This is a genomic window from Mycobacterium sp. ENV421, assembly GCF_002887815.1.
Taxonomy (GTDB): Bacteria; Actinomycetota; Actinomycetes; order Mycobacteriales; family Mycobacteriaceae; genus Mycobacterium.
The window spans coordinates 75,718-99,277 of record NZ_PDHO01000020.1 but is presented as its reverse complement, the minus strand read 5'-3'; the positions used below and the strand labels follow the sequence as shown (position 1 = coordinate 99,277).

The following is a 23,560-nucleotide window of genomic DNA, read 5'->3' as shown; positions in this document are numbered from 1 at the left end:
CACGCTCAATGACGACCGCATACCCCGTCGTCGTCATCCCGAGAGACGGTCAACAATAGAGATGCACTGCCCACCGTGCCCTTACGACCCCCGATGCGGGAGTTGCGCACAACCTACGCATTACTGGCCACATCCTCGGTGAGACACGCCCAGAAACAGCGCATAACCGCAGCCGGGACCGGCGGCATGCTTTCCACGGCCTACGACCACCTCATCGAGATGAACCCCAAGGCCCGCCCAGTGCTCTACGGGCAGGACATCAACCCGCGCTCTTATGCCATGTGCAAGTCCGACATGATCATCAAGGGTCAGGACATCGACAACATCTACCGGGGCGACACCCTCACGGATGATGGCTTCCGCACCCGGCACTTCGACTTCCTGCTCTCTAACCCCCCGTTCGGGGTGGCCTGGAACACCCAGCAAAAACAGGTCACTGACGAGTGTGAGCAGCGTGGCTTCGCAGGACGATTCGGCCCCGGCCTACCTCGTGTGTCCGACGGGTCACTGCTATTCCTGTTGCACTTGATCTCCAAGATGCAGCCCGTCAAGGGCGGTGAGGGCGGCAGCCGCCTTGCGATGGTCCTTAACGGCTCCCCGCTGTTCACTGGTGGGGCGGGTTCGGGTGAGTCGAACATTCGGCAGTGGATCGTCGAGAACGACCTGCTGGACGCGATCATCGCCTTGCCGACCGACATGTTCTACAACACCGGAATCAGCACCTACATCTGGGTTCTCGACAACAACAAGCCCACCAAGCGCAAGGGCAAGGTCCAGCTCATCAACGCCGTCGACATGTTCGGCAAGATGCGCAAGTCGTTGGGGTCCAAGCGCAAAGAGCTACGGCCCAAAGACATCGAGCGGATCTGCCACCTCTACGAGGGCTTCCGCAACGAACACGGCACCGACGAACACCCAGCCCTCTCGAAAGTGTTCACGGGTGACGAGTTCGGCTACTCCACCATCACCGTCGAACGCCCCCTGCAACTGCGGTTCACCCCCACCGAGGACAAAGTCGAAGAAGTCCTCGCCCAGAAGAGCATCGAGAAGCTCAAGCCCGGTGAGCAGGCCGCGATCCGCAATGCCCTGACCGGACTGATCGGGTGGGAATACAAGGACCGCGACGGATTCGTCACCGAAGTCAGAGACGCACTCCGTAAAGCAGGGTTGGCCAAACCGCCTGCCCCGCTGATCAAGACGATCTGGTCGACCATCGGTGAGCACGACGACCCCTGATGGCAAGGGATGGATACGTACAACCCACTGTTGACCTCCGCGCCGTCACGCGGGGCGGCACTTATGCCGATTACGACATCGTCGCCGAGAGCGCGGTCGATTGCCAGGTGATTCCTTAGCTCGGTCACGGCGGATGCTCCTCGGACCACAGTCCGAAGAACTGATGGTCTCACTCGGGCCCGACCTGACGACCTTTCTCGAAGAAGTGCACCGAGGACCAATTCGGGGCTTCACGAGCCCGGTTGTACTGTCAGTGCCGCATCGCCCAGCGGATGGGACCGGGATTCGAAGAACGAAAGGTTCTGTTCGGGCAACTTTGCGCGGTAACGAGCCATCGTGGCTGTGTTCTGCTCGTTGGTGCCGGGGAACACTGAGATGGCGATGTTGCGAGGGGCGCCAGCCCTTAGTGCAGTAACGATGTGGTCGTCTTGCGGCCCAATATCCGCCCCGAATATCACTGTGTTCGACGTGTCAACGGCCAACTGACGAAGAGCAAACGAGAGATATTCCGAACGGCGGATCACGGCCAGCTTCTGCTTTGAGGTTCCTTCGCTCACCATGAGTGGTTGACGGTCGGGGTCAGAGCGATAGTAATCGGCAAGGTTCGCAAGAAGGTTGCCCTGAGTTCCGCTCGTCCACTTACCGGTCAGGCCGGTCGTCGATTCGTGCCAGAGATGCACTCCTCCATGGAGGTAGAGAAGACCTGTTCGCCCAGAAGCCAGTTCGCAATTACTGGAATCGAAAACACTGCCAGGTGCCCAGAAGTAGTCGCCTGTATAGGTAGGGCTGGTGGAGTTCATGGCAGACCAGTAGGTCAGCAGGTCGTAATTGAGGGTGAACACTAGGTTCTGCTGATTCAGGACCGTTGCGATTCGTGTGAAGGTAGATGGACGAATCAAGGCCCACGGGACGTGGACGTCCTGCACTGCTTCGAATAGCGCATTCTGCACGCTCTCGTAGAGATCTTTGACCTGCTCATGTGGTTGGTTTAGCGCGTGTAGTACTCGCTCTGCGTGCCAGAGCCCTTCAAGGACGACCTCGAAGTTGGAGGTGTCGAGATCGCCGAAAAATTGCCTTGCTGCGGGAGTCAGATTCGCGTGTTCCAGCAGGCTTTTGTACGCGAATCGAGACCACACATTGATACTCAATCCGTTGCCAATCAGAAGGGTTGGCCACGTGCGATCACGAAGTTGGTCCCAACGAAGGAGCTCATCGCTCAACGGTCAACTGCCCATCTGGTCGTTGTAGGCGACGCTGTATTGGCTCACGCCGAAGGCTTCAATCCCTCATAGATGACCGGAATTAGCTCGCCCAGTAACTTTGACGACAGCTCCGGGTTGTTCAGGATCTGCGTGGACAGATCTTCCGAGGACGCCATCGCCCCGATTACTGCGGCAACGAACTCGTTCTGCAGGTCTGGGCTGGCCGAGAACTGCGCAAGAGTGTTGTGCTCGGCCTGCTGCTGCAGTGTTTCGCTTTCTTCGAGCCGGTCTTTGATGTGGGTGACAACGTTGCGGACGCTGGAATCTGGGTGCTCCCCGGAGAACAGGTCGTTGATCTGGGCGATGACCTCGTCAAGGGCCACCAGCTCGGGATCTTTAGCCGTCCCCGTGCCCGACTCCTTGGCCGGTTGCAGCGGCACGTCGCCGGTGAGAGTGCCGGAAGTGGTGCCTTGCCCGTGCTGCGCCAGATAGTCAAAATCGACGGTGGACAGGTCGATCTCGTGGTTGAGCTGCTCGCTGCTGATCACCGGGGCCAGGTGGCGCAGGTAGATCGAGAGCTTCTCCAACGACAGGTCCTCGTAGTTCACGATCTGCGACAGGAAATCGTATTGGCGCAGGAAGGTGCTCACGTCCTTGCGGAACAGGTGTAATTCGTCGAGGGCCAGCTTGTCGCTGTGATCGACGGCATCGCGTTCCCGGTCACGGAAGCGGTCCCGGGCCGGGGTGACCCACTTGGTCAGGGCATTGTTGCCCTTCTTGGCCAGGTAGTCCTTGACCAGGCCCTCGACCTCGGACTCCTGATAGATCGCTGCGGCATCCAGCTTGGCCATCGTCGAGTGGACGATGTTCGGATCGGTGACATCGGCCAACGTGGTGGCCTCGTAATAGGGCTCGAACGCCTCGACGATGTCCTCGGCGGGATTGGCGAAATCCAGCACGAAGGTCTGATCCTTGCCGGGGGCCACCCGGTTGAGCCGGGACAGGGTCTGCACCGCAGCCACCCCCGAAAGGCGCTTGTCGACGTACATGGCCACCAGCAGCGGCTGGTCGAAGCCCGTCTGGAACTTGTTTGCCACCAACATCACTTGATACTCGTCGGTGGCGAATGCATCACGCAGATCGCGGCCCTTCAAGCCGGGGTTCATCGAGGTCTCGGTGACTTTCTCAAGCCCCGACTCCAGATCAGTGACTTCCCCCGAGAACGCCACCAGGGCGGTGACATCGGTGTAGCCCTGCTCTTTGACGTACTTGTCGAACGCCAGCTTGTAGCGCACCGCCGCTTTACGTGAGGACGTGACCACCATGGCCTTGGCCTTGCCCTCCAAACGCCAGCCGACGTTCTCGCGGAAGTGCTCGATGATGATCTGCACCTTCTGGGAGATGTTGGTGGGGTGCAGTTTGACCCAGTTCATCACCGACTTGATCGCCGCGCTCTTATCCACCAAGTCGGTGTTCGAGGCTCCTGAGACCTGGATGGTCCCCGTGACGTTTTCATGTGTGACCACAACGGTCCCGGCAGTTCGGGCTATCTTGAGGTATTCCTCCCGCAGCCCGCAGACAGCCGACGGATTTGGTTCGTACATGTTGATTCACTCCTGCGGCCAGCCCGCAGCCAGCCCGCAGTAGCCAGGCAAAGCCCATCCAAAGTGAGCTACACACACAACGCTAATCCTAAGGGCAATAGTCGGATTCGTCTTAAGCCATCACAACCTGTCAAAACCCAGAACGCCGAGAGGGGCGATCTTAAAATCCGCACAACCCCTTGGCGCGTGCGGTTGAGACGGAAACGACGGCTCGCGGCGTGCCCCAGGCGAGAGTCGAACTCGCAACTCAAGGATTTTAAGTCCTTTGCCTCTGCCAATTGGGCTACTGGGGCTCGGGAGTGGAGTCTACGTCCTCGTCTGCCAGCCCAGCTGTTCACCGGTTCGGATCATGTGGCAGTTGGCGCATCTCACCTCGCATTTCTCGAACTCAGCCAGAAGCTGTTTGCGGGTCCCGATAAGTCTCGAAATCCGTTTATTGTGGGGCTCACGCTCAATGTGATCAAATTGCAAGACGCGTATATCGTTATTGCCACAATCCATACATGGATGCGTCTCTAAATACTGCTTGATAATCACGCGTTGCTCTCGGCGCTGTTTTGCCCGAGATGCGACCGCCCTCATCTTGTATAAATCCTTATTTCGTTCATAATGCAAGCGTTGGTATGCACGTTCATCGTCGGGATTTGCGTACGGCACCGAAACCTCCAGGCTTTCTAGGTCATGCTGTATGGTCAACGTATCTACGTTTCTTCCGCTATTTACGTATTGTTGCAGGCGGGTCTGACACCGATCGACTAACTTTCGAACGACTCTCCACTAGAGTTATTTGAGCAAGGATGTGCCACAGCCGAGGTCCCATCAATGTCTAGAGTGTGGGCTCCCCATTGAATGCGTGCCGTTGGCTGGCAGGCAACCTAGTGGTATTTCCAGCTGAGGAGTATCGTCGGTCCACGAACCGCGCTCGTGGACCGGCGAAAGCATCAATTGGCATCCGTACTAGGGAATGAACCCGCCAACAAGCTTGAGTTCGAATCCGAGTGGGGGCGCCGCCGTACTAGGAGCCCTAGATTCCCAGAATGCGCGTGCCTTGCCGAATCGCAGAGTTCAACAAGCGGGTCACCAATCCGACCGCTCGCACGAATCCACCGTGGCTTCCGAACCTCGGCACGCTCGAGCACGTCGGGCGAAAGTCAGGGAAGCGCTATCAAACGCCCCTTCTGGTATTCAAGACCCATGATGGCTACGCCATCCTCATCGGCTACGGCCTACAGACGGACTGGTTGAAGAATGTGCTGGCCGGCGGCCCGACGGTGCTACGCAAGCGGAGACGGGCGGTCACGCTCGTCAACCCGCTGGTGGTAAGCAAGGCCGAGGGTGCGGCCCTGGTCGTACCGCGTTCTCGCCTCCTCTACCGAGCGTTTCCCTACAACGAGGCAGCCCTACTGCTGACGGAAGTGGTCGCTGCAGGTTGATCTCCGGACCGCGCCGGGCTTGGAACCGGGCGTTGTCTCAGCGCGGGGCCGCCTCGCCCAGGACGTCGTCCAGCCAGTCGAAGGCATAGCCCTCGAACAAGGTTGCGCCCAGCCCCTCGCAGTGGCCGCCGGCGCCTTCGGCCGCACTGAACCGCTTGAGCTCCTTGCGGATCGACGGCTGGAGGTGGTTGTACAGGGCTTCGCCCTGTGCAGCGAAGTCGCCCTCACCCTCGGTGATCAGCGTGGGGCAGGCGATCGAGCCCACACATCCGCCGAGCTCGTAGGTGAGCTGCCGCCGGATCCAGTCGCCGACGGTGGCGGCTCCCAGCGTGGCCATGCGCGACCCGTACCACTCGGTGTTGCGCGCTCCGTGGCACAGCTCCTCGAGTTGCGCATCCACGTCGGGATCCGCGTCGATGATTTTCTGCAGTTGCTCGGTTGTGTCGACCATCTTGGCGATTCGGCTGGCGAAGTCGAACTGGCCCGGGTCGGCGATCAGCGCCGCGATGCGCGGTTCGAAGGCGGCCGCACGTGGTCCCAGGTAACCGCCGAACGACCGGCCGATGATGGCCACCCGATTCGGGTCGACGCCCGGCTGGTCGATCAGCCAGGCGAACGCGGCGGCGAAGGGCACCTCGAAGTCGGGTCGCATCGCCACCCGGTGCTCGTACAGCATCCCGCCCTGGCCCGGGCCTTCGAAGACGAAGAAGTTGTAGCCCCGGGCCAGCGCCATGTAGCCGGTCGCGCAGTAGCCGGCCTCTGCCGTCGAGTCATATCCGCACGGGGCGATCACAGTCGGCCGTGGGATTCCGTCGCTGCTCGCCCGGAACAGATACCCGGACATCGTCGCGCCGTTGAAGGGGATCTCCGTTGCGGCAGAGGGGAATTCAAGATAGGGCAGAGCCGAGCGGAACGTGAGCCGATGCTGGCGCCACGCGTGCTGTAGTCGCTCATCGGTGATGTCGTGCCGGAGGAAGAAGAACGCCTGACGCCAATACTCCGACGCGCGAAGGTAGGCCTTACGAGCGGTCACGGCATGACCGCCCTCGGCGGCCTGGTCGGCGAGGGCCTGGGCGGTGTTGGCGGTGGCAGACCACTGCGAGTACCAGGAGTCGTAGTCGCCTTCGATGACCCGAGCGGCGGTAGCGAACGCTTCACCGAGATCGCAGGCCTCGGCCGCGATTGCGGTCAGAGTCCGGCTCAACTGCGCGTCCATATCGGCGTCGTCGAAAAGGATCTTCATGGGCGCATGTTACGGCGTTCGAGAACGCCCACGGCGAGTGTCGCCGGCGATGAGGCGTGACCGTTGCGCGGCGACCAATGCGCCCCTTCGGTCGATCGGGTAGGCCGGTGCGATCCCCGGCGTAGACGCGGCATACGCGAAAAATTTGTCACTGCTCAGCAAACCCCAAGATGAATTCATTCGACCGTGGGCGGTGGTCGGTGTCGGCGGGGCCCGAGGGCCTGCTGCGATCCCGGTCCGCGTTCGTCGCTGTCGCTGCGGGCCCCTGGGCGTCGACCGGCGCGTGCAAACGCCGCGAAATTTATATAAGCGTGGTTATGGTACTGAAAGGTAACTTAGAAGACAGGTTCAGCAAACTGCTTATCTTACCCTCAGGTAAGTTAGGCCACCGAAAATGGTAGCTGCCGGCCTTCCGTAGTTCGCCGAGGGGCAACCTCGCGGAGCCGCCAGAAGTGGCGTGAACAGGGGTGTTGACCACGCACGCCGAAATGTGGCGCAGCAATCTGGGGTCCTTTCGACGCGCAAGAAAGTTTCCAGAACCTCTACTTACTGATGAGTAAGGTGCGCTACGTTTTGGCGCTTAGGGGGTTAATTTCTTCGAAGGAGAGTCATGAACGCTGCTGTACGTCCGTACGCCACCGCTGGTGTTGCGCTGGTGGGAGCGAGTGTTATCGCGATCTCGCCGCTGACGCCGACGATGCCTGACGCTCAGGCCCTGCAGCGGTCGGTGTCGTCGGTCAGCGTCGAGCTCAGCGCCGCGATCAACCCGATCGAGAACTGGGTACAGGTTTTCCAGAAATCCGCAGCAAATCTCGGCGCAATCGGCCAGCAGATCGCAGCCAGTCCCGCGCCGATCCTCAAGCAGATCGTCGAAAACCAGCTCGCCAGCCTGAAGGCCTTGCAAACGGCCTATACCAATGACGTGGCGAACCTCAAGCTGATCTTCCAAGGCGTCCCCGGTGCGCTGGAGACCGCTCGCGGCCAGCTCCAAAGCGGTGACATCGTGGGCGCGTTCGACACCATCAACAACACCGTCGTGATCCCGCTCGCGCTGAACCTCGTTACGGTCGTCTCCGATTCGACCGTCCCTCTGGTGAACACGGTGAACAACTTCGCCAAGGCCTTCGCCACACTGCCCAACACCGTGTTTCAGGTCGTTCTACCGATGACCTTCCCGCTGGTGTCGACGATCAACGCTGCGGTGCAAGCAACGCAGGACGTGTACGACGGCGTGGTCGCCGGTGACCCGGGTGCCGTCCTCAACACCCTGGTGAACCTCCCCGCGAATCTGGTCGGTGGCTTCCTCAACGGGTCGGGCACCGTCCTCGGATTCATCGATGCCCCGGGCCTTCTTACGCCCTACAGCCCCGACTTCGGCTTCTTGGCGAGCGGGCCGATCGCCAGCCTGATCCAGCTGCGTGATGTCATCGCCCAGGCCATCGGAGCCACCCCGCCGGCCACGGCTGCCATCAGTGCCGCGGCCAAGGCGCCGGCTGCCGCCAAGACGGTAACCCTGTCGACCGCCGCCTCGGCGGCAACCGGCACGGCGTCGGCGGCCAGGAGTGCCACCAAGGCCGCATCGGACAGCGCGGCTGCCGACACCGCGACTGAAGCGGGCGCGACCGAATCCGCCACTGGCGGAACGGGTTCCACGAAGGCCAGCATCAAGGCCGTCCCGGCGGCGGCTTCCAGTGCCGGTGGCTCGGATTCGTCCAGCGGCGCCAAGGCCGGATCCTCGTCCGCCGGCAGTCACGACTCGAAGGCCGGGAGCGGCAAGAAGAGTTCGTCGGGCAAGTCCGGCAGGTCCGCGAAGGCCGGCAAGTAGTTTCGATCCGATGGCGCCAGCTGGCCCAAGGAGGGGTCGGCTGGCGCCATCGGCGTCACTAGCGACTGTGCGCAGCTTCGCGACGGTTGGTCTTCCTGATCGCAGCGACCAGATCGCTCTTGTTCATCGTCGAGCGGCGCGGAATGTCGAGCTTTCGCGCGATCTCCGTCAAGTCTTTCTTGGTCGCATTCGCATTCACACCCTGCGCGGTCTCGCCCTTGGCGTTCTTGGCCTTCTTCTCCCAGTGGTCGCCCACCTTCTCGAACTTGTTCTCCAGCGCGCTGTAGGCGACTCGGTAAGCGCGCTCGGCGTCGCTGTATTCCTTGGCTGCCGCGTCGTGTGCTTTGGCGAAGGTGCGCTGGGCCTTCTTGCCCGACTTCTGCAGGGTGCTTGGCAGTTCACTCTTCTTCGGCTTGCCGTTCTTCTTGGTCATCGGCACAGTGCGCTCCTTTCGAGTTGATCCGGCGTAGGCCGCCACCACCCGCGTGATCGGGCCGGTGGCGCCCGCTGATTCGACGCCGTCTACCCGCTGATGCGTCAGCTAAACGCGGCGCGCAACCTCATGCCGATTCGGACTGCCACCTACCTTGTGGCACAAGGAATTCGCCGGGACATTAGGCGATGCGGTGCGTCCGACCTGTCGATGTTGCCGGCCGCCCGACATCAGCGGCCTTCTTCCGCTCTCGCCGGTGCACCGCGCTCGAGCTTTCTGAGAAGACTCTGCAACCGCCACGGATGATCCACGTGCGGCCACATCCTCTCGATCGCGGCGTTGAACTCCGCGCCCAGAAGCACTGCGAAAGCGGTGATGTAGAGCCACAGGACAACAGCAATGGGCACCGCGAGTTGGCCGAAGACGGCGTCGTGCCGAACGCTCAACGAGAGATACGTCCGTAGCCCGGCAGACGCCAGCAACCAGATCGCCATGGCGAGTAACGCGCCGGGCAGGTCCCGGCGCCAGGGTGTCCGCCACGGGGCCCCGACGTGGTACATCGTCGCCAAGCCGACGATCAACACCGCGACGACCGATGGCCAGAAGAACAGGTGAAGTGTGCGAAGCGTGGTCTCCTCGACGGAATCCGGCGCCACCCACTTCACAATCCGCGGACCAAACACCATGGGCGGCAACACTGCCCCCGCACCCAGCAGCAGGCCGATGGTGAGTCCCAAAGCCAGCAGGCGCCGCCGCCAGCCGGGTCGCGGTTCGAGGTCATAGGCGATCGTGATCGTCTCGAGGTAGCGATTCACCGCCCGTGAACCGGTCCAGACGCTCAGCAGGAGGGCAATGGACACGACACCTCCGCGCGTTTCGGTCAGCACGGTGTCCACCAGCTGCTTGTAGGTGGCATAGCTGGGATCCGACAGGAACGACCTGGGGATTCCGAGTACGAGTTGGCGGAAGCTGTCCCGGCCCTCCGGACCGAGGGCGGCTGCGACGAATCCGAGTGAACCCACGACCGCCAACAGCAACGCCGGCAGCGAGATCAACGTGAAGAACGCCGCCTCGGCCGCCAACCCCGGGACCCGGTCCTCGAGTGTCCCGCGGCCGGTACGGCCGATCAGCCGGCAGGTCTGCTGCAACGGCCCGGGCAGGCGAACGAATACCACGTGACCGCGACGCCGCAGGGTCCAGCGCGCGGAGGCCGCGGCCTCCGACACGCGCGACCACGCGTCGTGCTGCCTGCTTCGCGATGACACTGCACCCAGCGTAGGAGAAGACGGCTCGCCACCAGCGGCGCGCAACAAATGGACCCGACCTGATCGGCCTGCAGCCCCCGACTGAATCCGTGTCCGGGCCCGCGGGAGGTGAACCTATCCGGCTTTCCGGGTACGTAACGTCGTGAACATGGATGCACGCAACTTGGCCTTGGAATGGACGGACACCACCCGGCACTGGCTCGTGGAGGTGCCGATCCGCCTGGCGGTGTACCTGATCGTCGTCCTGATCGTCCGATATCTGCTGCACCGGATGATCGACCGTGCCACTACCGGCCGGAGCGGCAAGAGCAGCGTCGAGGAGCGCCCCCAGGACGCCAAGCCGACCTTGCTACGCCGCTTTCGTCATGGCGTCCCGGTGACGACGATCAACGATCAAGCCAGCACTCGACGCCAGCAGCGTGCTCACACGATCGGGTCGGTCCTGAAATCCACCGTGTCGATAATTCTGCTGTCCTGGCTAGTGCTGGCGGCTCTCAACGTGGTGGGGGTGAATCTCGCGCCGTTCATCGCCTCGGCTGGCGTGATCGGCCTCGCGATCGGATTCGGTGCCCAGAATCTGGTGCGCGACTTCGTCAGTGGCGTGTTCATGCTGCTCGAAGACCAATACGGCGTGGGTGACGTCGTCGACCTCGGCGAGATGAGCGGCGAGGTCGAAAGCGTCGGTCTGCGCATCACCACCGTCCGCGACATCGACGGCACGCTGTGGTACGTCCGTAATGGGGAGATCTCCCGGGTCGGCAACATGAGCCAGGAATATGCGGTCGCCCGTATCGAGGTGCCGGTCGCGTTGACCGCCGACGTCGAGCAGGCGGAGCGGGTGGCGCTGGAGGCGGCCGCACAGGCTATCGCGGATCCGACAGTGGGCGGAAAGGTGCTCGGCGAGCCCGAGATGCTCGGTGTCCAAGAACTTGCCCCGGACCTGCTGAGGCTGCGGATGACGTTGAAAACCCGGCCGGGCGCGCAATGGTCGGTGCAGCGCCGCCTTCGGCGGGAGATCCTGCAGGCCTACGACGAAAACGGCATCGAGCTGCCGTATCCGCGCGGACGCATCCACGCCGTGGTGGGCGGGACCGCCGAGAAGTGAGGCGCGACGGGGCGGCTACCGCAGCGGAGAGAAGAGATTATTGGGGGTAGCCCAGACTCCAGCCCCGGTACATCCAGCCGGACCCCACATGAGGACTCGGCAGAATCTGGATGTTGTGGCCATCGCCGTACCCGCGCTTGAGTCCTTGGACGCCGCCCGAGATGTACGTCCCATCACCGCGGGCAATGTCGATGTGAGCGCCGTAGGGGCTCTTGCTGAAGACGAGCGCTCCCCGCGGAGCATCCATATCGGTGTGTATCTCACCCTGCTGCAGCAGGGTTTGGTACATCGTTTCGGCGGCACCATCCCAGCCGTACTTCGCCTGCGGCACGTCAAAGGCATAGGCCACGAAAGCCTCGCACCCGTAGGGGCCGAACATGTCTGACCCGAGCGCACTTTCGGCCTTGGCGATGGCGTCTTCGGCTCCAGGGATCCGTTCAGCGGAGGCACTGGGCGCGAACAGGAGTGTCGCGGCAAGCAACGTTGCCGAGATTACGAGACAAATGCGGGCGTTCAACTCATGGCTCCGATCCGACGTGAACGTTGGCCTCGTCGATGGGGCCGTGACTCGGTCTGCTCGTACGAGCCGCAAAGCTCGATCCAGATAATTTAGTGGTTGCGTTCAGGTTTTGTTCAGGCACCCGTCACGCGATCGTTGAGCTGCTGGGTGACGGGGTCTCAACCCACCGAGACAAAATCGATCGTCTGAACCAACGGCCTGCCTACGATCAGCCGATGCGCGGATCCAAGATTTTGATAACCGGAGTGAGCGGCCAGGTCGCCACCCCTGTCGCCCTCGCCATGGCGCCGGACAACGAGGTGTGGGGGATCGCTCGATTCACCGATTCGGCCGTCAAAGACAGCCTGGAGAAGGCCAGCGTCCGGTGTGAGACCGTCAACATGGCGGCCGGGGACTTCACCGGACTGCCATCGGATTTCGACTACGTCCTGAACTTGGCGGTGGCCAAGAGCGGTCGGTGGGACAAGGACCTCGCCGCCAACGCGGAATCGGCAGGTCTTCTCATGGCGCACTGCCGCAGCGCAAAGGCGTTCCTGCACTGTTCATCCGGCGCGGTCTACGACCCGCCCGGCGACGAGCCGCGAACCGAACGCACGGTCTACGGCGACAACCACAAGAGCCTGCTGCCGACCTACTCGATCACCAAGATCGCCGGTGAGACCGTCGTCGCGACGATGGCGCGCGCTCTCGGCGTACCGACCACGATCGCGCGCCTCAACGTTCCCTACGGCGACAACGGCGGCTGGCCGTATTTCCAGATGGAGATGATGCTCAGCGGCATGCCCGTCCCGGTCCCGCCCGGCGGACCGGCCGTCTACAACCCGATCCACGAAGACGACATCATCGCGATGATCCCGAAACTGCTTGAGGTGGCGTCAGTTCCGGCCACCACCGTCAACTGGGGCGGCGACCAATACGTCAGCATCCAAGAATGGTGCACCTTCCTGGGGTCGCTCGTCGGCGCGGAGCCGGTCTTCGAGGAAAGCGATCAAGCGCTGCGCGGCAATCCGTTGGACGTCACCAAGATGCATGAGCTCGTCGGGGGCACCACTGTCGACTGGCGCGACGGGATGCGGCGGATGGCAGCCAAGTTCCGCCCGGAGCTGGTCGGCGCGTAACCGATTGCCACACTGAGTGCATGCGCCCGACCGATGCGTGCCCGTGCGGCTCCGGTGCACCGTTCGGCCGCTGTTGCCTGCCGCTGCACCGCGGCGAGAGCCAGGCCGGCACTGCCGAACAGCTGATGCGGTCCCGCTACAGCGCCTACGCCGTCGGCGATCTCGACTACGTCTGGCAGACCTGGCATCCGCGCACCCGTCCCGACTCGCTCACTGCGCCCGACGGACTGACCTGGATCGGGCTGGAAATCCTCGACACCGTTGACGGGCAGCCCGGTGACGAAACCGGCGAAGTCGAGTTCCGGGCACAGTATCGGCAAGGCCTCCGACCTGGGGTGTTACACGAGCGGTCGCGCTTCGCTCTGCGAGCCCGCCGCTGGTTCTACCTGGACGGGGACATCTTCGACTGATCAAATCCGCGCCCGAGCGCCGCCGCTGCTTTATGGTCGAGCCGTGCCCGAATTGGACCGCCGAAGCATGATGCTGATGTCGGGGCTGGGCCTGCTGGCTGCTGCACTCCCGCTGCCCAGTGCACACGCCGAGGCCCCCTACCTGTTCCAGGACGACTTCAACGGACCGTCGGGGTCGGCCCCCAACCCTGCGAATTGGTCGATTCAGAACTGGCAGGACGACGTCTGGCCACCCGTCGAGAGCCAGTACCGCGACGACCGGCGCAACGTCTTCCTCGACGGAAATTCCAACCTCGTGCTGCTCGCCACCCACGAGGACGATCAGTACTTCAGCGGCAAGGTGCGGGGAAACTGGCGAGTCCCCATGGGCCACACCTGGGAAGCGCGGGCCAAGCTCGACTGCCTGACCTCAGGTGCCTGGCCCGCGTACTGGGCGGTCAACGAAGACCCGCTGCCCGACGGCGAGGTCGACATCTTCGAGTACTACGGCAACCGCAGCTGGGCCCCGGGCACCACCGTCCATGCGGCATCGAATGGCAAGACGTGGGAAAGCAAGTCGATTGCCGGGCTGATCGATGGCGGCTGGCACACCTGGCGAATGCGTTGGGACGCTGACGGGTTCAAGTTCTGGCGCGACTACGTCGACGGCGCGAAGCCGTACTTCACGGTGCCGCCGAAGCCCATCCCGGTGCACGGCAACCCCACCGACTTGCGCTGGCCGTTCAACAATCCCGGCTATTGGCTGTCGCCGATGTTCACCCTCGCGGTCGGTGGACCGGGTGGTGGTGATCCCTCTCTGGGCACCTGGCCGGCGGCGATGTTGATCGACTGGATCCGCATCTGGTAGCGAAAGCTACTGCGGGGCAGCCACCTTCATCTCGGCGTCGCTAAACCTCGCTAGTTCCCGCGTCGACAACGCCTGCCTCATGCGCTCCGGGAGTTTCCGGCATCTCGTGCCGTCCACCGCCCGATCGGCGCTGAAGGAACCACACACCCACACCCACCGAGACGACGGCACCCAGGATGATGGTGGGCCACATCAATACCTGCGCGAGCCAGACCCGCCGTTGGATTGTGACGATGCGCTGCTCGGCATGCCGAACTCGGCCCAGCTTGTTCATGTGTCATCTAATGCCCACGATCAGCCGCGAGAAAACAGGCCCGATGAGGGATGCAAGCCTTACTGGCAGCCGCCGGCCGGCGTGGTCACGAACAGGTTGTCGCCACCACTGGCATCGGCGTGCGAGCCGCAGTATGCGGTCGCCTCGTTGTTGCTGCCGTTGCCGGCGAACGCCACGCTGCCGCTGCCGTCTGCGATCGCCTGATTCCGGTCACCGCCGCTCACCGATGCAGTGCTGCCGTTGCTGGCATCGGCGATGTTGAGCTTTCCGGCGGTAATCGTTGCGGTACTGCCATTTTGGGCGGTGGCCACGGTGAAGAGACCATCGTGGGCGGTTGCGTGGCCGTCGTAGTCGGCACTGGCGAAGTTCAGGATTCCGCCGGTCGCGTCGGCCGTGCTGTTGTGATCCGCCACGGCGAAATTGAAGAGACCGCCGCCGGCGTGCGCGCTGCTGCCCGCGCCTGCCACCGCCAAATTGAATCCGGGATCCGACGTCGCCGTCGCACTGCCGGTCTGGACGACAGTGCGTCCGTTGAATGAGACGGCAAAGTCGGGTCTGGGCTGTGGGTCCGCGGCTGCGTGCACATGTGGGTGCCGCTTGGCATTGCTGCTCGAGCTGTCCGACGATGCCTGCTTGTGCGCGGCACTGGTTCCGGTCGATGGCGCCGCCAGGGCGACCGGGGCCCCGATCACGAGGGCGATCATCGGTCCTCCGATGCATATGGCACAGATCTTTGCTGACAGTGACGGGTTGATGCTCGATTTCACGATCCGGTCCTTAATATGCCGAGGTAGTACCCAACCCGGCTGGGACTTTAGTCATCCGTTGACGTGCAAGCAAATATATCCGCGCTTGCTGTGTTGTATTCAATTTTCACTTTGGCACCAGGAAGGGGCGGATGACCTGCCTAGCGGTGGATTCCGGTCGTGCGAAAACGGCTCCGGTAGGAGCTCGGTGACACGCCCAATGCGCGGCGGAAGGTGCGACGCATGGTGTCCGCCGACCCGAAACCGGCCCGCCGCGCGACTGTTTCTTGGCCGTGATCGCCGGTGGCCAGCAGTACTTTCGCGGCTTCCAATCGGGCCTGCTCGACGAACCGCGACGGCGTCAACCCCACCTGGTCGCGGAACATCCGAACAAGGTGCCGCTCGCTGACGGCGGCGCGTTCGGCCATCGACGCGATCGAGTGATCGGCCGCCGGATCCGTCACGACCGAGTCGAGGATCTCGCGAAGGCCGCGCGACACCGGCGAGGCCGCCTCGGTCCACACGCTGAATTGGGCCTGGCCCCCGGGGCGTTGCAGGAACACCACCATCCACCGCGCCACCCGCCGGGCCACGTCGGGGCCGTAGTCGCTTTCGACCATGGCCAGACCAAGGTCGACGCCCGCACTGATTCCCGCTCCGGTGATGTACGGGCCGTCCTGAACGAACAACGAATCCGGCACCACCTCGATCTCGGGGTAGGTGCGCGCCAACTCCTGGCAATGCGCCCAATGGGTGGTCGCCCGGCGGCCTTCCAGTAGGCCCAGGGCCGCGAGCACGAACGCGCCGGTGCAGACCGAGGCCACCCGGCGCGCCCGCGGAGCCAGCTCGCCCACCATCTCCAAGGCCGACGCCACGACGTCCGGCGTCTGCTCTTCGGGGATGTCGTGCTCGCCGGGGGTGAAGTAGAAGTCCGGTGGTACCCCGCCCGGCACGATCAAGGTGTCGATCCGGTCCGGCACCTCGGCCAGCGGGACGTCGACTTTGAGCGTGACGAAAGAGGTCGTGTTGACGGCTTCGCCGGTCAGCGAAGCCAGGATCACCTGGTACCTCGCGCCGAAATCGTTTGCCCGCGCGAATATTTCAAGCGGCGCGGCGACATCTTGCAACGTCACTTTGTCGTACAACGCGAACACGACGATCTTGGGCGCCGGTGATCCCTGCGCGTTCGCGGGTCGACGCCCTGCGGCGGTGGGCCGCTGTGAACTGTGCTCGTCTGACACCCGGTGCTGTCCTCTCGTGACCCCATCCGAGGTGAAGTCAACGTATCGGCACCGCGGCGCGACGGCAACGCGAACAGTGGCCCGGCGCCGCGAAGTCCGGAATTGCGCGTTTCGTGTCCGGAGCTGACGGGCGGAGCAACCGAGCCGTAACACCACTGAAACCCCCTGGGCTGAGGCTGATTTCACCGTACTCCGCTCCGGCGCCGAAGCGAGTCATCAACCCCTCGAAGAAGGTGGGCCATGGATTCTCGGACAGCCCTGACGCTGAGCATCGGCGTGCTCGGCGGCGTGGCAGTCGTGTTCACTGCCGAAGTCATCACTGTGCCGATCTGGGTGGTGTTCTTGGCGTGGGCTTCGTTCTTCTTCGTCGGTGGCGGTGTCGCGGGCTGGGTCCGGTCGGTCGCGTCGAACATCGTCGGCGTGGTCATCGCCTCGGCCAGCCTGTACGCCGCCTACCTGATGGGCGGCAGTCTGCTGGTGACCGCCATCGCCGTGGGTGTCGGTAGCGCTGTCATGGTGCAGGCGTCCTGGTTGCCGCTGTTGGCCACCACGCCCGCCGTCGTCGTCGGATTCGCCTCCACGGTGTCGACGGTCGCCGGACGAGGCAGCGACGTCACCGTCACCACCATCTCGCACCCCGGACTCGTGGCCGCGGTGGCCTGCGTCCTCGGAGCGTCCTTTGGCCTGCTTTCCGAATACCTGGCCACCGCCATGACGAAGAAGTCGGTCGCAGACACCGCACCCCCGCACACGGAAGGAAGCCCGGCCTGATGAAACTGCAGCACTATCTCGGCGGTCTCGAAGGCCTGCCAGAGCCGTTGACTTTGGAGAAGCGGGTCTTCGTCGAAGAGTGGGAGAAGCGCATCTTCGGCATCCACGTGGCGATGATGGGCTTGTCGAATCATCTTGGTGCCGCGCTGCCGGCATATCCCATCGATGAAGTGCCCACCGCCTTCAAAGACGAGTGGACGTGGGCCGACCTGCGTACCGGCGCCGAGGCGATGAACCCGTTCGACTACTTCAAGTTTCGCTATTACGAGAAGTGGCTGGGCGGCATCACCCAGTTCTTCATCGATAAGGGTTATGTGACCGAGGAGGAACTCGCCGACCGGATGGCCGAGGCGGGCTCGGGCGCCGACGCCGAGGACCTTCCGGCGATCGACGACCAGGTGATCGCCTACCTGCGCCTCGGGGACAGCCCGCGCCGTGACGTCGCGCACCCGAAGTTCGCGGTCGGTTCGCAGGTGCGCATCACCAATGTCCCCGCTGACGCACATAGCCGGTTGCCGGGTTATCTGCGTGAACGCGTCGGCACCGTGGAACGCGTATTCGAGGGTGACTACGGCTATTTCACCCACACCGGCGACGGCATCGGCGACCCGATGCCGATCTACATCGTCGAATTCGATCCGGCCGAGATTTGGGGCGCGCGCGCCGAGGGCGGCCCGCTGAAGCTCTACGCCGAGTTGTTCGAAGCCTATTTGGCACCGATCGAGGAGAAAGCATGACCGGACAGTTCGCCTACCCGCCCGACCGCGAGGAGATCAGCGCCAAGCAGGTGGCCGCACTCGAGGCGCTGCTCATCGAGAAGGGCGTCATCACACCGCAAACCGTGGACAAGGTGCTGGCGTACTTCGAGACCGAGATGACACCGCTCAACGGCAAGAAGATCGTCGTAAAGGCGTGGACTGATCCCGATTTCGCCGCCAAGGTAGTGGCCGACACCCCGGCGGCCGTTGCGGAACTGGACCTGCCGGAAGGAATGGCCGGCGCCGAGGGTGAGCACCTCCAGGCGGTGGCCAATACGGCCGGTGTGCACAACCTGGTGATCTGCACGCTCTGCTCGTGCTTCCCGTGGCCGGTGCTCGGCCTGCCGCCCTATTGGTACAAGGACCCGACGTTCCGGTCGCGGGCCGCCCGCGAACCGCGCAAGGTGCTCGCCGAGGTGGGCCTGGAGCTACCGGCCGACACCGAGATCAAGGTGTGGGACTCCAGTGGCCACTCCCGGTGGTTCGTCATTCCCGAACGACCCCCGGGCACCGAGGATTTCACCGACGAGATGTTGATGGATCTGGTCACCACGGAGTCGATGATCGGAGTGGCATTGGCGGGTGCGACGTCATGAAGCTGCACGACACCTGCACCACCGATCAGGCCGCACCGCAGTTCGACCACGAGTGGCAGCGCCGCGCGTTCGGGCTGGCGCTCGCGCTCTCGGAGTTCCGGCACTACCCGTGGAGTGAGTTCCAGGAGACCCTGATCTCGACGATCGGCGAGTGGGAAGGGCTACCCGAATCCGAACGGGGGCAATGGGAGTACTACGACCACTGGGTTGCCACGCTCGAGAAGCTCGTCGACCGCCACGAGCTCCTCACTGCGCCGCCGCTCACCGACGCCAACGATCACGCGATCGCCCACGACCACGACCACTAGAACTGCGAGGACCATTCCATGAACGAAGCAAATCCCACCCTCGGTGCGCCGCGAGTCGACCTGCGTGCGGCCGCGAACAGTCTCGCCACGCCACTGCGGCTGGCCGTGCTGACGCTGCTGGCGCTGATCGTCTATTACTTCGTCGGGTATGACCAAGGTGCCGTGTCCGTGTTCGGTTCGGACACCCATATCCACGAGTTCGTGCACGACGCACGTCACCTGCTGGGGTTCCCGTGCCACTGACCGCCGAATTGCCCGCAGCTGTGCGCTATCTCGTACCCGGGGTGATGGGCGGCATCGTCTGCTTCGCGTTCAGCCGGTGGCTCATCTCGCCGTTGATCTCCACCGCGGTGGACTACGAAGGCGCTCGTGAACACGCCGAGGCCGAGCTCGCCGGCGAAGCTCACGGACACGGTCACGAGCTCTTCAGCCGCTCGGTGCAGGAGAACTTCGGTGCCGCGGTCGGGATCGTCGCCTTCGCCGTCGCGATGGGCGTGCTGTTCGTGGTGGCCTACACCGTGATTCGCTCTGCGATCGAACGACGCGGCGGCACGGCCGACCCCACCGGCCTGGCGTTGCTGTTGTCGGCGGGGATGTTCGGGGCGATCACGTTGGTGCCGGGCCTGAAGTATCCGCCGAATCCGCCCACCGTCGGTCTGGAAGAGACCATCGGCGCGCGAAGTTCAGCCTTCCTGACCATCACTGTGGTCTCGGTGGTCGCGGCGTGCGTGGCGACCGCCGCCGGGTTGGCGTGGTCGCGGCGGTGGGGGAATTGGCCCGCGACCGCGCTCGCGGCCGGTGGCTATGCCGTGGTCATGCTGGCCACGTTCGCGGTGCTGCCCGGCTTCCACGAGGTGCCCGGCCCGGTCTCTGGACCGGACGGCATTCTGATCGAGGGCTTCCCGGCTCAGGTGCTGGCCGATTTCCGGGTGTATTCGTTGCTGAACCAGGCATTGATGTGGGCGACGATCGGTGTGACGTGGGCGCTTCTGTCCCGGTTGGCCGCCCGCAGCCGACGGCGCTCGTTCGGGATGGATTATGTCGCAGCCTGACTGATCTCGTTGGTCCGTCATGCGACACTGACTCCCAGAGCACGTGATGGGAGAACGCAGATGTCGCGCTGGACGAGGATCACCCGGGTCGCCGCTGTGGTGTTCGCCGGGCTGGTAATAGCGAATGCTGCACCGGCGCTTGCAGATCCGGGTGATCCGGCCGCGGGTCAGGACCCGACGCCGTTCACCGGCGTCGCACCGTTCGGGCCACCGAGGATAGCGCCTGCGAACGGCTCGACGGTGGGCGTGGCTCAACCGATCATCATCGACTTTCCCGGACTGATCGACGACGCCGGCGCCACTGAGAACGCCATCCACGTCTCATCGAACCCGCCGGTCCCCGGCAAGTTCTACTGGATGACCCCCACCCAGTTGCGGTGGCGCCCGCTCAGTTTCTGGCCTGCGCACACCGCGGTGACTGTCGACGCGGGCGGTGCCGTGTCCACCTTCCGCACCGGTGACACGCTGATCGCCACCGCCGACGATGCCACCCATCAACTGACCGTCACTCGTAACGGGGTGGTGGAGAAGACCATCCCGATGTCGATGGGGATGGCGGCAGGTGGTCATCAAACTGCCAACGGCACCTACTACGTGCAAGAGAAGATGCCGTCGGTGGTGATGGATTCCTCGACTTATGGGGTCCCGGTCAACTCCACATACGGCTACAAGACGACGGTCGAGCTCGCCGTGCGGTTCGATGACAGCGGCAACTTCGTGCACAGTGCTCCCTGGTCGGTCGACGATCAGGGAAAGCGCGACGTCAGCCACGGGTGCATCAATATCAGCCCGGCAAACGCCCGCTGGTTCTACGACAACTTCGGCGCCGGCGATCCCATCATCGTGAAGAACTCCACCGGCACCTACACCAGGGTCGACGGCTCCAGCGACTGGCAGCGATAGCGAGGTCACTTTTTCGTTCGCTGGGGGAGCCGCGCGCGGGCAGAGATGCGGGAACGTCCCCGTTCTCCGGCCGCTGAGTGATTTGCCGGAAGGTGCAACACCGAGGGCCGCAAGACCGGCCGAACGGTCCAAACCCGGCCCATCCCTGTCGAATTCGATTTCTCCGCCGCTGCCTTGGGGTAGGTTGCTCATGGGTCAGGGGTGACACGACGACGGGGAGTCACTATGTATGCAGTCCCTCGGCCCTTGGTTGCCGCCACGGTGGCGGTGGTCGGAGCCAGCGCCATCGCAATCAGCCCGGTAGGCCCGGCGGGCCCGGCGGCACTGGATATCCACGCCGCGCCCGCGATCCAATTGGCCGCCAGCACCGACTTGGCGGACATCTTCACCAGGGCCGGCCAGAACACGCAGGCCTTGTTCGACACCTGGCGACAGGCGCCGGCGCCGATACTGCAGCAAATCGTCGCCAACCAGATCGCCTACCTCAAAGAGCTGCCTGACTTCGCCGCCGTCGCCGATCAGATCCAGACCCACCTCCGGGCTGCCCTCGCCGCGCCGACCGCCCCCGACTTGAGCACCCTGGACAGTACGCACCGGGCGTTCTATCAACTCCTGCCCGCGGTCTTGCAGCTACCCGGTGTCCCAGACCTGTTGCAGCTCAGCATTTCTCCCACCGGAAAGCAGCTGCTGGCTTTCTCGACCACCGCGTTGAGCGGCGTCGTGCTCGGCATGGCCGGTCCGGTGCTCGGTCCCCTCATCGTGTTGTCGTCGAGTGTGGATGCGATCCGGGCGGAGCTCACCTCGCCGACGCCTGACGTGGCGGCTGCGCTGAACACCCTGACGAACATCCCCGCGGCCATGACCGACGCGTTCCTCAACGGCGGCCAGCACGTCGACCTCACCGCACTGGCGACGACGTTCGGACCGGCGATCGGAGTGAGCTTCCCAGCCGGCGTGAAAGTCGGGATTGCGCTCGGCGGTCTGCTCAGCCCGGGCGGCTCGATCTTCAATGCGCTGGATTTCGCCTACGACAACGACCTGCTCGGCGTGCTGCACATCCACGTTCCGCTCGCGACGGGTTCTCCCGTCGGGCCCATCGGGGCGTTCATGGAGTTCACCCGCGCCATCGCGAAGTCCATCGGCTGGACAGCCCCCGCGACCGCCGCCGCCACCGCCAGGAGCGCGGCGGCGCCGAGCGGTTTGGCGGCGGCCAACGAGGTGCCGAGGTCCGTCCTGGCGTCCGTGCCCACCGCCGCCGCGACGACGACGATCGCGCCCAAGGCGACCACGAAGCGCGAGGCCAAGGCGAGCAAGGGAAGTAGTGTCGCAGCTCGCGGCCACACCACCGCCAAGCGCACCCCGGCGGCAGCCGGGTCCGGCAAGGGATCCAGTGCGAGGGCGAAGGCGCCGGCGAAAGCTGCAGCAGGGTAATCGCCGGTCAGTGATCCAAACTCGGTAGCCGGGCCTCGGCGCGCCAGGGCCACGTTTCGGCCACGCCAAGCGATGATACGGATGTGGCTGCTGATACCAATGTGACTAACCAGGAACCGCCGGTCGAGCGCCCGACATCGCAACCGGAGGCAATCGCCGAGGCCGAGCACGAGGCCGTGGCCGGTGAGCCGCCAGCCGAGCCGACTCCGGCGTCGCCGCGCAAGCAGCGGACATGGTCGATGCCGAAGTCGCCGATCACGCGTAAGCAGGCCGACGACCTCGGTCGCGGGGCGCTCAAAGCCGTGACCAGCGTTGCCCGTTTCATCGCTGCGGTTGCCCGCAACACCGCGCTCGCCGTCACGAAGATCTGGCGGGTCATCGAAGGAGTGCCGGCGGCCGTCCAGTTGTTCGGTGCCGCGGGCATCGGCATGCTGCTCGGTATCGTCGGCGCGATCACGCTGCACTCGACTGCGGGCTTGGTCTGCACAGTCGTGATCATCCCGGTCTGCGCCGCCGTCCTCGGTGCGCTCGGCCACCGGTGGTATCGCGGACTGGGTATCGATGCGACCGGGCACCTCACGCCGGCCGAGCCGACGCAGTCCGACCTGCAGCGTTCGGTCGAGTACGTCGACAAGAAGCTGGCCCTGGCCATCAACGCGTTCGGCACCGAACAACACCAGCAGGCGGTCATCGCGTTGTTCCAGGCCAAGACCGCGGTCGAGCTCACGTTGGGAACAGATCAGGACCCGCCGAGTCACGTCGACCTGTCGCTGCGCGCGGACGACTACGCCCTGCGGCCGCGGATTCGTGCCGGGTCGACTTCTGCGCTGCCAGAAAGCAATTCACTGGCGGCATCGTGACAGGGACCGAGATCACCGGTCAGGTCGCCCTCGTCGAAGACGATTACACGCTCGTCATCAACCGTGGCAGCGACGCCGGGGTGAGACCGGGCATGATCTTCGCCGTGCACTCCCTGTCAGGGCCGGTGATCACCGATCCCGAATCAGGCCGGGAACTGGGCAGACTCAGCCGGGAGAAGCTGCGGGTCCGTGTATTCGATGTGCAGCCCCTGTTCGCCCGTGCGCACACCTTCGTCGAGACCGACAGCTTCCACGGCCTGCTCCGGATTCCGTTCGTCGCGTCTGACGAAGTTGTCACGATCGACGTCGGTGACTCGGTCGAATTGATCCATCGAGACGCAACCCGAACCCACGCCGCCGCCCAATAGCTACGAAACGC

General features: G+C 63.9%; 25 protein-coding genes and 1 tRNA gene. 17 read left to right on the top strand and 9 right to left on the bottom strand.

Going from position 1 to position 23,560, the window contains the following annotated elements; genetic code table 11:
• The first annotated feature begins 93 nt into the window (after nucleotides 1-93).
• Complete coding sequence (locus CRM90_RS21285) at nucleotides 94-1,236, top strand: HsdM family class I SAM-dependent methyltransferase (protein ID WP_286145651.1); 1,143 nt, start codon at nucleotides 94-96, stop codon at nucleotides 1,234-1,236.
• Between the two features lie 230 nt (nucleotides 1,237-1,466).
• On the opposite strand, the gene CRM90_RS21280 is transcribed toward CRM90_RS21285, so the two are convergent.
• From CRM90_RS21280 to CRM90_RS21270, 3 genes are all read right to left on the bottom strand, one after another.
• Nucleotides 1,467-2,456: a DUF4917 family protein gene (locus CRM90_RS21280; protein ID WP_102808909.1), complete on the bottom strand. Its 990-nt coding sequence runs from the start codon at nucleotides 2,454-2,456 to the stop codon at nucleotides 1,467-1,469.
• 44 nt (nucleotides 2,457-2,500) lie between these two features.
• Nucleotides 2,501-4,042: a type I restriction enzyme subunit R domain-containing protein gene (locus CRM90_RS21275; protein WP_353616987.1), complete on the bottom strand. Its 1,542-nt coding sequence runs from the start codon at nucleotides 4,040-4,042 to the stop codon at nucleotides 2,501-2,503.
• A gap of 219 nt (nucleotides 4,043-4,261) precedes the next feature.
• A tRNA-Leu gene (locus tag CRM90_RS21270) sits at nucleotides 4,262-4,335 on the bottom strand.
• Between the two features lie 744 nt (nucleotides 4,336-5,079).
• Here CRM90_RS21270 and CRM90_RS21265 point away from each other — a divergent pair.
• Nucleotides 5,080-5,475, top strand: coding sequence for a nitroreductase family deazaflavin-dependent oxidoreductase (locus CRM90_RS21265; protein ID WP_102808908.1), 396 nt, complete (start codon nucleotides 5,080-5,082; stop codon nucleotides 5,473-5,475).
• Nucleotides 5,476-5,512: 37 nt separating this feature from the next.
• Here CRM90_RS21265 and CRM90_RS21260 read toward each other — a convergent pair whose 3' ends face one another.
• Nucleotides 5,513-6,718 (bottom strand): alpha/beta hydrolase family protein, encoded by a 1,206-nt coding sequence (locus CRM90_RS21260; RefSeq protein WP_102808907.1) that lies wholly within the window; start codon nucleotides 6,716-6,718, stop codon nucleotides 5,513-5,515.
• A 610-nt stretch (nucleotides 6,719-7,328) separates the two neighbouring features.
• Between CRM90_RS21260 and CRM90_RS21255 the strand changes: the two genes are divergently transcribed.
• Nucleotides 7,329-8,543 (top strand): hypothetical protein, encoded by a 1,215-nt coding sequence (locus CRM90_RS21255; RefSeq protein ID WP_102808906.1) that lies wholly within the window; start codon nucleotides 7,329-7,331, stop codon nucleotides 8,541-8,543.
• Nucleotides 8,544-8,601: 58 nt separating this feature from the next.
• Here CRM90_RS21255 and CRM90_RS21250 read toward each other — a convergent pair whose 3' ends face one another.
• Both CRM90_RS21250 and CRM90_RS21245 read right to left on the bottom strand, forming a co-directional pair.
• Nucleotides 8,602-8,982 carry a ChaB family protein gene (locus CRM90_RS21250; RefSeq protein WP_102808927.1) on the bottom strand — a complete coding sequence of 127 codons (381 nt, stop codon included), beginning with the start codon at nucleotides 8,980-8,982 and terminating at the stop codon, nucleotides 8,602-8,604.
• A 224-nt stretch (nucleotides 8,983-9,206) separates the two neighbouring features.
• The gene (locus tag CRM90_RS21245; protein ID WP_102808905.1) at nucleotides 9,207-10,241 is read right to left on the bottom strand and encodes a YihY/virulence factor BrkB family protein; all 1,035 of its coding nucleotides are present in this window, start codon (nucleotides 10,239-10,241) and stop codon (nucleotides 9,207-9,209) included.
• A 148-nt stretch (nucleotides 10,242-10,389) separates the two neighbouring features.
• Here CRM90_RS21245 and CRM90_RS21240 point away from each other — a divergent pair, with 148 nt between their 5' ends.
• A complete protein-coding gene (locus tag CRM90_RS21240; protein ID WP_102808926.1) occupies nucleotides 10,390-11,346 on the top strand; it encodes a mechanosensitive ion channel family protein in 957 nt (318 codons plus the stop codon).
• A gap of 37 nt (nucleotides 11,347-11,383) precedes the next feature.
• Here the strand turns inward: CRM90_RS21240 and CRM90_RS21235 are convergent, their stop codons facing one another.
• Nucleotides 11,384-11,827, bottom strand: coding sequence for a hypothetical protein (locus CRM90_RS21235; protein WP_233209434.1), 444 nt, complete (start codon nucleotides 11,825-11,827; stop codon nucleotides 11,384-11,386).
• A 254-nt stretch (nucleotides 11,828-12,081) separates the two neighbouring features.
• Between CRM90_RS21235 and CRM90_RS21230 the strand changes: the two genes are divergently transcribed.
• Genes CRM90_RS21230 through CRM90_RS21220 form a run of 3 tightly spaced genes read left to right on the top strand, consistent with a single transcriptional unit; the run spans nucleotide 12,082 to nucleotide 14,241 of the window.
• Complete coding sequence (locus tag CRM90_RS21230) at nucleotides 12,082-12,984, top strand: NAD-dependent epimerase/dehydratase family protein (protein WP_102808925.1); 903 nt, start codon at nucleotides 12,082-12,084, stop codon at nucleotides 12,982-12,984.
• Between the two features lie 20 nt (nucleotides 12,985-13,004).
• Nucleotides 13,005-13,394 carry a YchJ family protein gene (locus CRM90_RS21225; RefSeq protein ID WP_102808903.1) on the top strand — a complete coding sequence of 130 codons (390 nt, stop codon included), beginning with the start codon at nucleotides 13,005-13,007 and terminating at the stop codon, nucleotides 13,392-13,394.
• Nucleotides 13,395-13,446: 52 nt separating this feature from the next.
• Nucleotides 13,447-14,241 (top strand): glycoside hydrolase family 16 protein, encoded by a 795-nt coding sequence (locus CRM90_RS21220; protein WP_233209438.1) that lies wholly within the window; start codon nucleotides 13,447-13,449, stop codon nucleotides 14,239-14,241.
• Nucleotides 14,242-14,574: 333 nt separating this feature from the next.
• On the opposite strand, the gene CRM90_RS30305 is transcribed toward CRM90_RS21220, so the two are convergent.
• Both CRM90_RS30305 and CRM90_RS21205 read right to left on the bottom strand, forming a co-directional pair.
• The gene (locus CRM90_RS30305) at nucleotides 14,575-14,982 is read right to left on the bottom strand and encodes a hypothetical protein (RefSeq protein WP_142391414.1); all 408 of its coding nucleotides are present in this window, start codon (nucleotides 14,980-14,982) and stop codon (nucleotides 14,575-14,577) included.
• 440 nt (nucleotides 14,983-15,422) lie between these two features.
• Nucleotides 15,423-16,421, bottom strand: coding sequence for a GlxA family transcriptional regulator (locus CRM90_RS21205; RefSeq protein ID WP_102808923.1), 999 nt, complete (start codon nucleotides 16,419-16,421; stop codon nucleotides 15,423-15,425).
• A 321-nt stretch (nucleotides 16,422-16,742) separates the two neighbouring features.
• Here CRM90_RS21205 and CRM90_RS21200 point away from each other — a divergent pair, with 321 nt between their 5' ends.
• The 10 genes from CRM90_RS21200 (at nucleotide 16,743) to CRM90_RS21155 (ending at nucleotide 23,549) form a co-directional block, all read left to right on the top strand.
• Complete coding sequence (locus tag CRM90_RS21200; RefSeq protein ID WP_102808900.1) at nucleotides 16,743-17,273, top strand: DUF1097 domain-containing protein; 531 nt, start codon at nucleotides 16,743-16,745, stop codon at nucleotides 17,271-17,273.
• The gene (gene nthB, locus CRM90_RS21195; protein ID WP_102808899.1) at nucleotides 17,273-18,010 is read left to right on the top strand and encodes a nitrile hydratase subunit beta; all 738 of its coding nucleotides are present in this window, start codon (nucleotides 17,273-17,275) and stop codon (nucleotides 18,008-18,010) included. The genes CRM90_RS21200 and nthB overlap by 1 nt, the downstream gene beginning before the upstream one ends.
• The gene (gene nthA / locus CRM90_RS21190; RefSeq protein WP_102808898.1) at nucleotides 18,007-18,627 is read left to right on the top strand and encodes a nitrile hydratase subunit alpha; all 621 of its coding nucleotides are present in this window, start codon (nucleotides 18,007-18,009) and stop codon (nucleotides 18,625-18,627) included. The genes nthB and nthA overlap by 4 nt, the downstream gene beginning before the upstream one ends.
• A complete protein-coding gene (locus CRM90_RS21185) occupies nucleotides 18,624-18,935 on the top strand; it encodes a nitrile hydratase accessory protein (protein WP_102808897.1) in 312 nt (103 codons plus the stop codon). The genes nthA and CRM90_RS21185 overlap by 4 nt, the downstream gene beginning before the upstream one ends.
• Nucleotides 18,936-18,953: 18 nt before the next feature.
• Nucleotides 18,954-19,178, top strand: coding sequence for a CbtB domain-containing protein (locus tag CRM90_RS21180; RefSeq protein ID WP_036343583.1), 225 nt, complete (start codon nucleotides 18,954-18,956; stop codon nucleotides 19,176-19,178).
• Complete coding sequence (locus CRM90_RS21175; protein ID WP_102808896.1) at nucleotides 19,169-19,987, top strand: CbtA family protein; 819 nt, start codon at nucleotides 19,169-19,171, stop codon at nucleotides 19,985-19,987. Before CRM90_RS21180 ends, CRM90_RS21175 begins: the two co-directional genes overlap by 10 nt.
• 60 nt (nucleotides 19,988-20,047) lie before the next feature.
• The gene (locus CRM90_RS21170; RefSeq protein ID WP_102808895.1) at nucleotides 20,048-20,890 is read left to right on the top strand and encodes a L,D-transpeptidase; all 843 of its coding nucleotides are present in this window, start codon (nucleotides 20,048-20,050) and stop codon (nucleotides 20,888-20,890) included.
• A gap of 225 nt (nucleotides 20,891-21,115) precedes the next feature.
• On the top strand, nucleotides 21,116-22,321 hold the full coding sequence (gene gjpA, locus CRM90_RS21165; RefSeq protein WP_142391413.1) for an outer membrane porin GjpA: 1,206 nt from the start codon (nucleotides 21,116-21,118) through the stop codon (nucleotides 22,319-22,321).
• Between the two features lie 83 nt (nucleotides 22,322-22,404).
• Nucleotides 22,405-23,181 carry a hypothetical protein gene (locus CRM90_RS21160; RefSeq protein ID WP_233209433.1) on the top strand — a complete coding sequence of 259 codons (777 nt, stop codon included), beginning with the start codon at nucleotides 22,405-22,407 and terminating at the stop codon, nucleotides 23,179-23,181.
• Nucleotides 23,178-23,549 carry a hypothetical protein gene (locus CRM90_RS21155; RefSeq protein WP_102808893.1) on the top strand — a complete coding sequence of 124 codons (372 nt, stop codon included), beginning with the start codon at nucleotides 23,178-23,180 and terminating at the stop codon, nucleotides 23,547-23,549. Before CRM90_RS21160 ends, CRM90_RS21155 begins: the two co-directional genes overlap by 4 nt.
• Nucleotides 23,550-23,560: the final 11 nt, after the last annotated feature.

Coding starts and splice junctions, on each gene's coding strand:
- CRM90_RS21285 (WP_286145651.1), top strand. CDS start 94: ATGCGGGAGTTGCGCACAACCTACGCATTACTGGCCACATCCTCGGTG.
- CRM90_RS21275 (WP_353616987.1), bottom strand. CDS start 4,042: ATGTACGAACCAAATCCGTCGGCTGTCTGCGGGCTGCGGGAGGAATAC.
- CRM90_RS21265 (WP_102808908.1), top strand. CDS start 5,080: ATGCGCGTGCCTTGCCGAATCGCAGAGTTCAACAAGCGGGTCACCAAT.
- CRM90_RS21260 (WP_102808907.1), bottom strand. CDS start 6,718: ATGAAGATCCTTTTCGACGACGCCGATATGGACGCGCAGTTGAGCCGG.
- CRM90_RS21255 (WP_102808906.1), top strand. CDS start 7,329: ATGAACGCTGCTGTACGTCCGTACGCCACCGCTGGTGTTGCGCTGGTG.
- CRM90_RS21240 (WP_102808926.1), top strand. CDS start 10,390: ATGGATGCACGCAACTTGGCCTTGGAATGGACGGACACCACCCGGCAC.
- CRM90_RS21230 (WP_102808925.1), top strand. CDS start 12,082: ATGCGCGGATCCAAGATTTTGATAACCGGAGTGAGCGGCCAGGTCGCC.
- CRM90_RS21225 (WP_102808903.1), top strand. CDS start 13,005: ATGCGCCCGACCGATGCGTGCCCGTGCGGCTCCGGTGCACCGTTCGGC.
- CRM90_RS21200 (WP_102808900.1), top strand. CDS start 16,743: ATGGATTCTCGGACAGCCCTGACGCTGAGCATCGGCGTGCTCGGCGGC.
- nthB (WP_102808899.1), top strand. CDS start 17,273: ATGAAACTGCAGCACTATCTCGGCGGTCTCGAAGGCCTGCCAGAGCCG.
- nthA (WP_102808898.1), top strand. CDS start 18,007: ATGACCGGACAGTTCGCCTACCCGCCCGACCGCGAGGAGATCAGCGCC.
- CRM90_RS21185 (WP_102808897.1), top strand. CDS start 18,624: ATGAAGCTGCACGACACCTGCACCACCGATCAGGCCGCACCGCAGTTC.
- CRM90_RS21180 (WP_036343583.1), top strand. CDS start 18,954: ATGAACGAAGCAAATCCCACCCTCGGTGCGCCGCGAGTCGACCTGCGT.
- CRM90_RS21170 (WP_102808895.1), top strand. CDS start 20,048: ATGTCGCGCTGGACGAGGATCACCCGGGTCGCCGCTGTGGTGTTCGCC.
- gjpA (WP_142391413.1), top strand. CDS start 21,116: ATGTATGCAGTCCCTCGGCCCTTGGTTGCCGCCACGGTGGCGGTGGTC.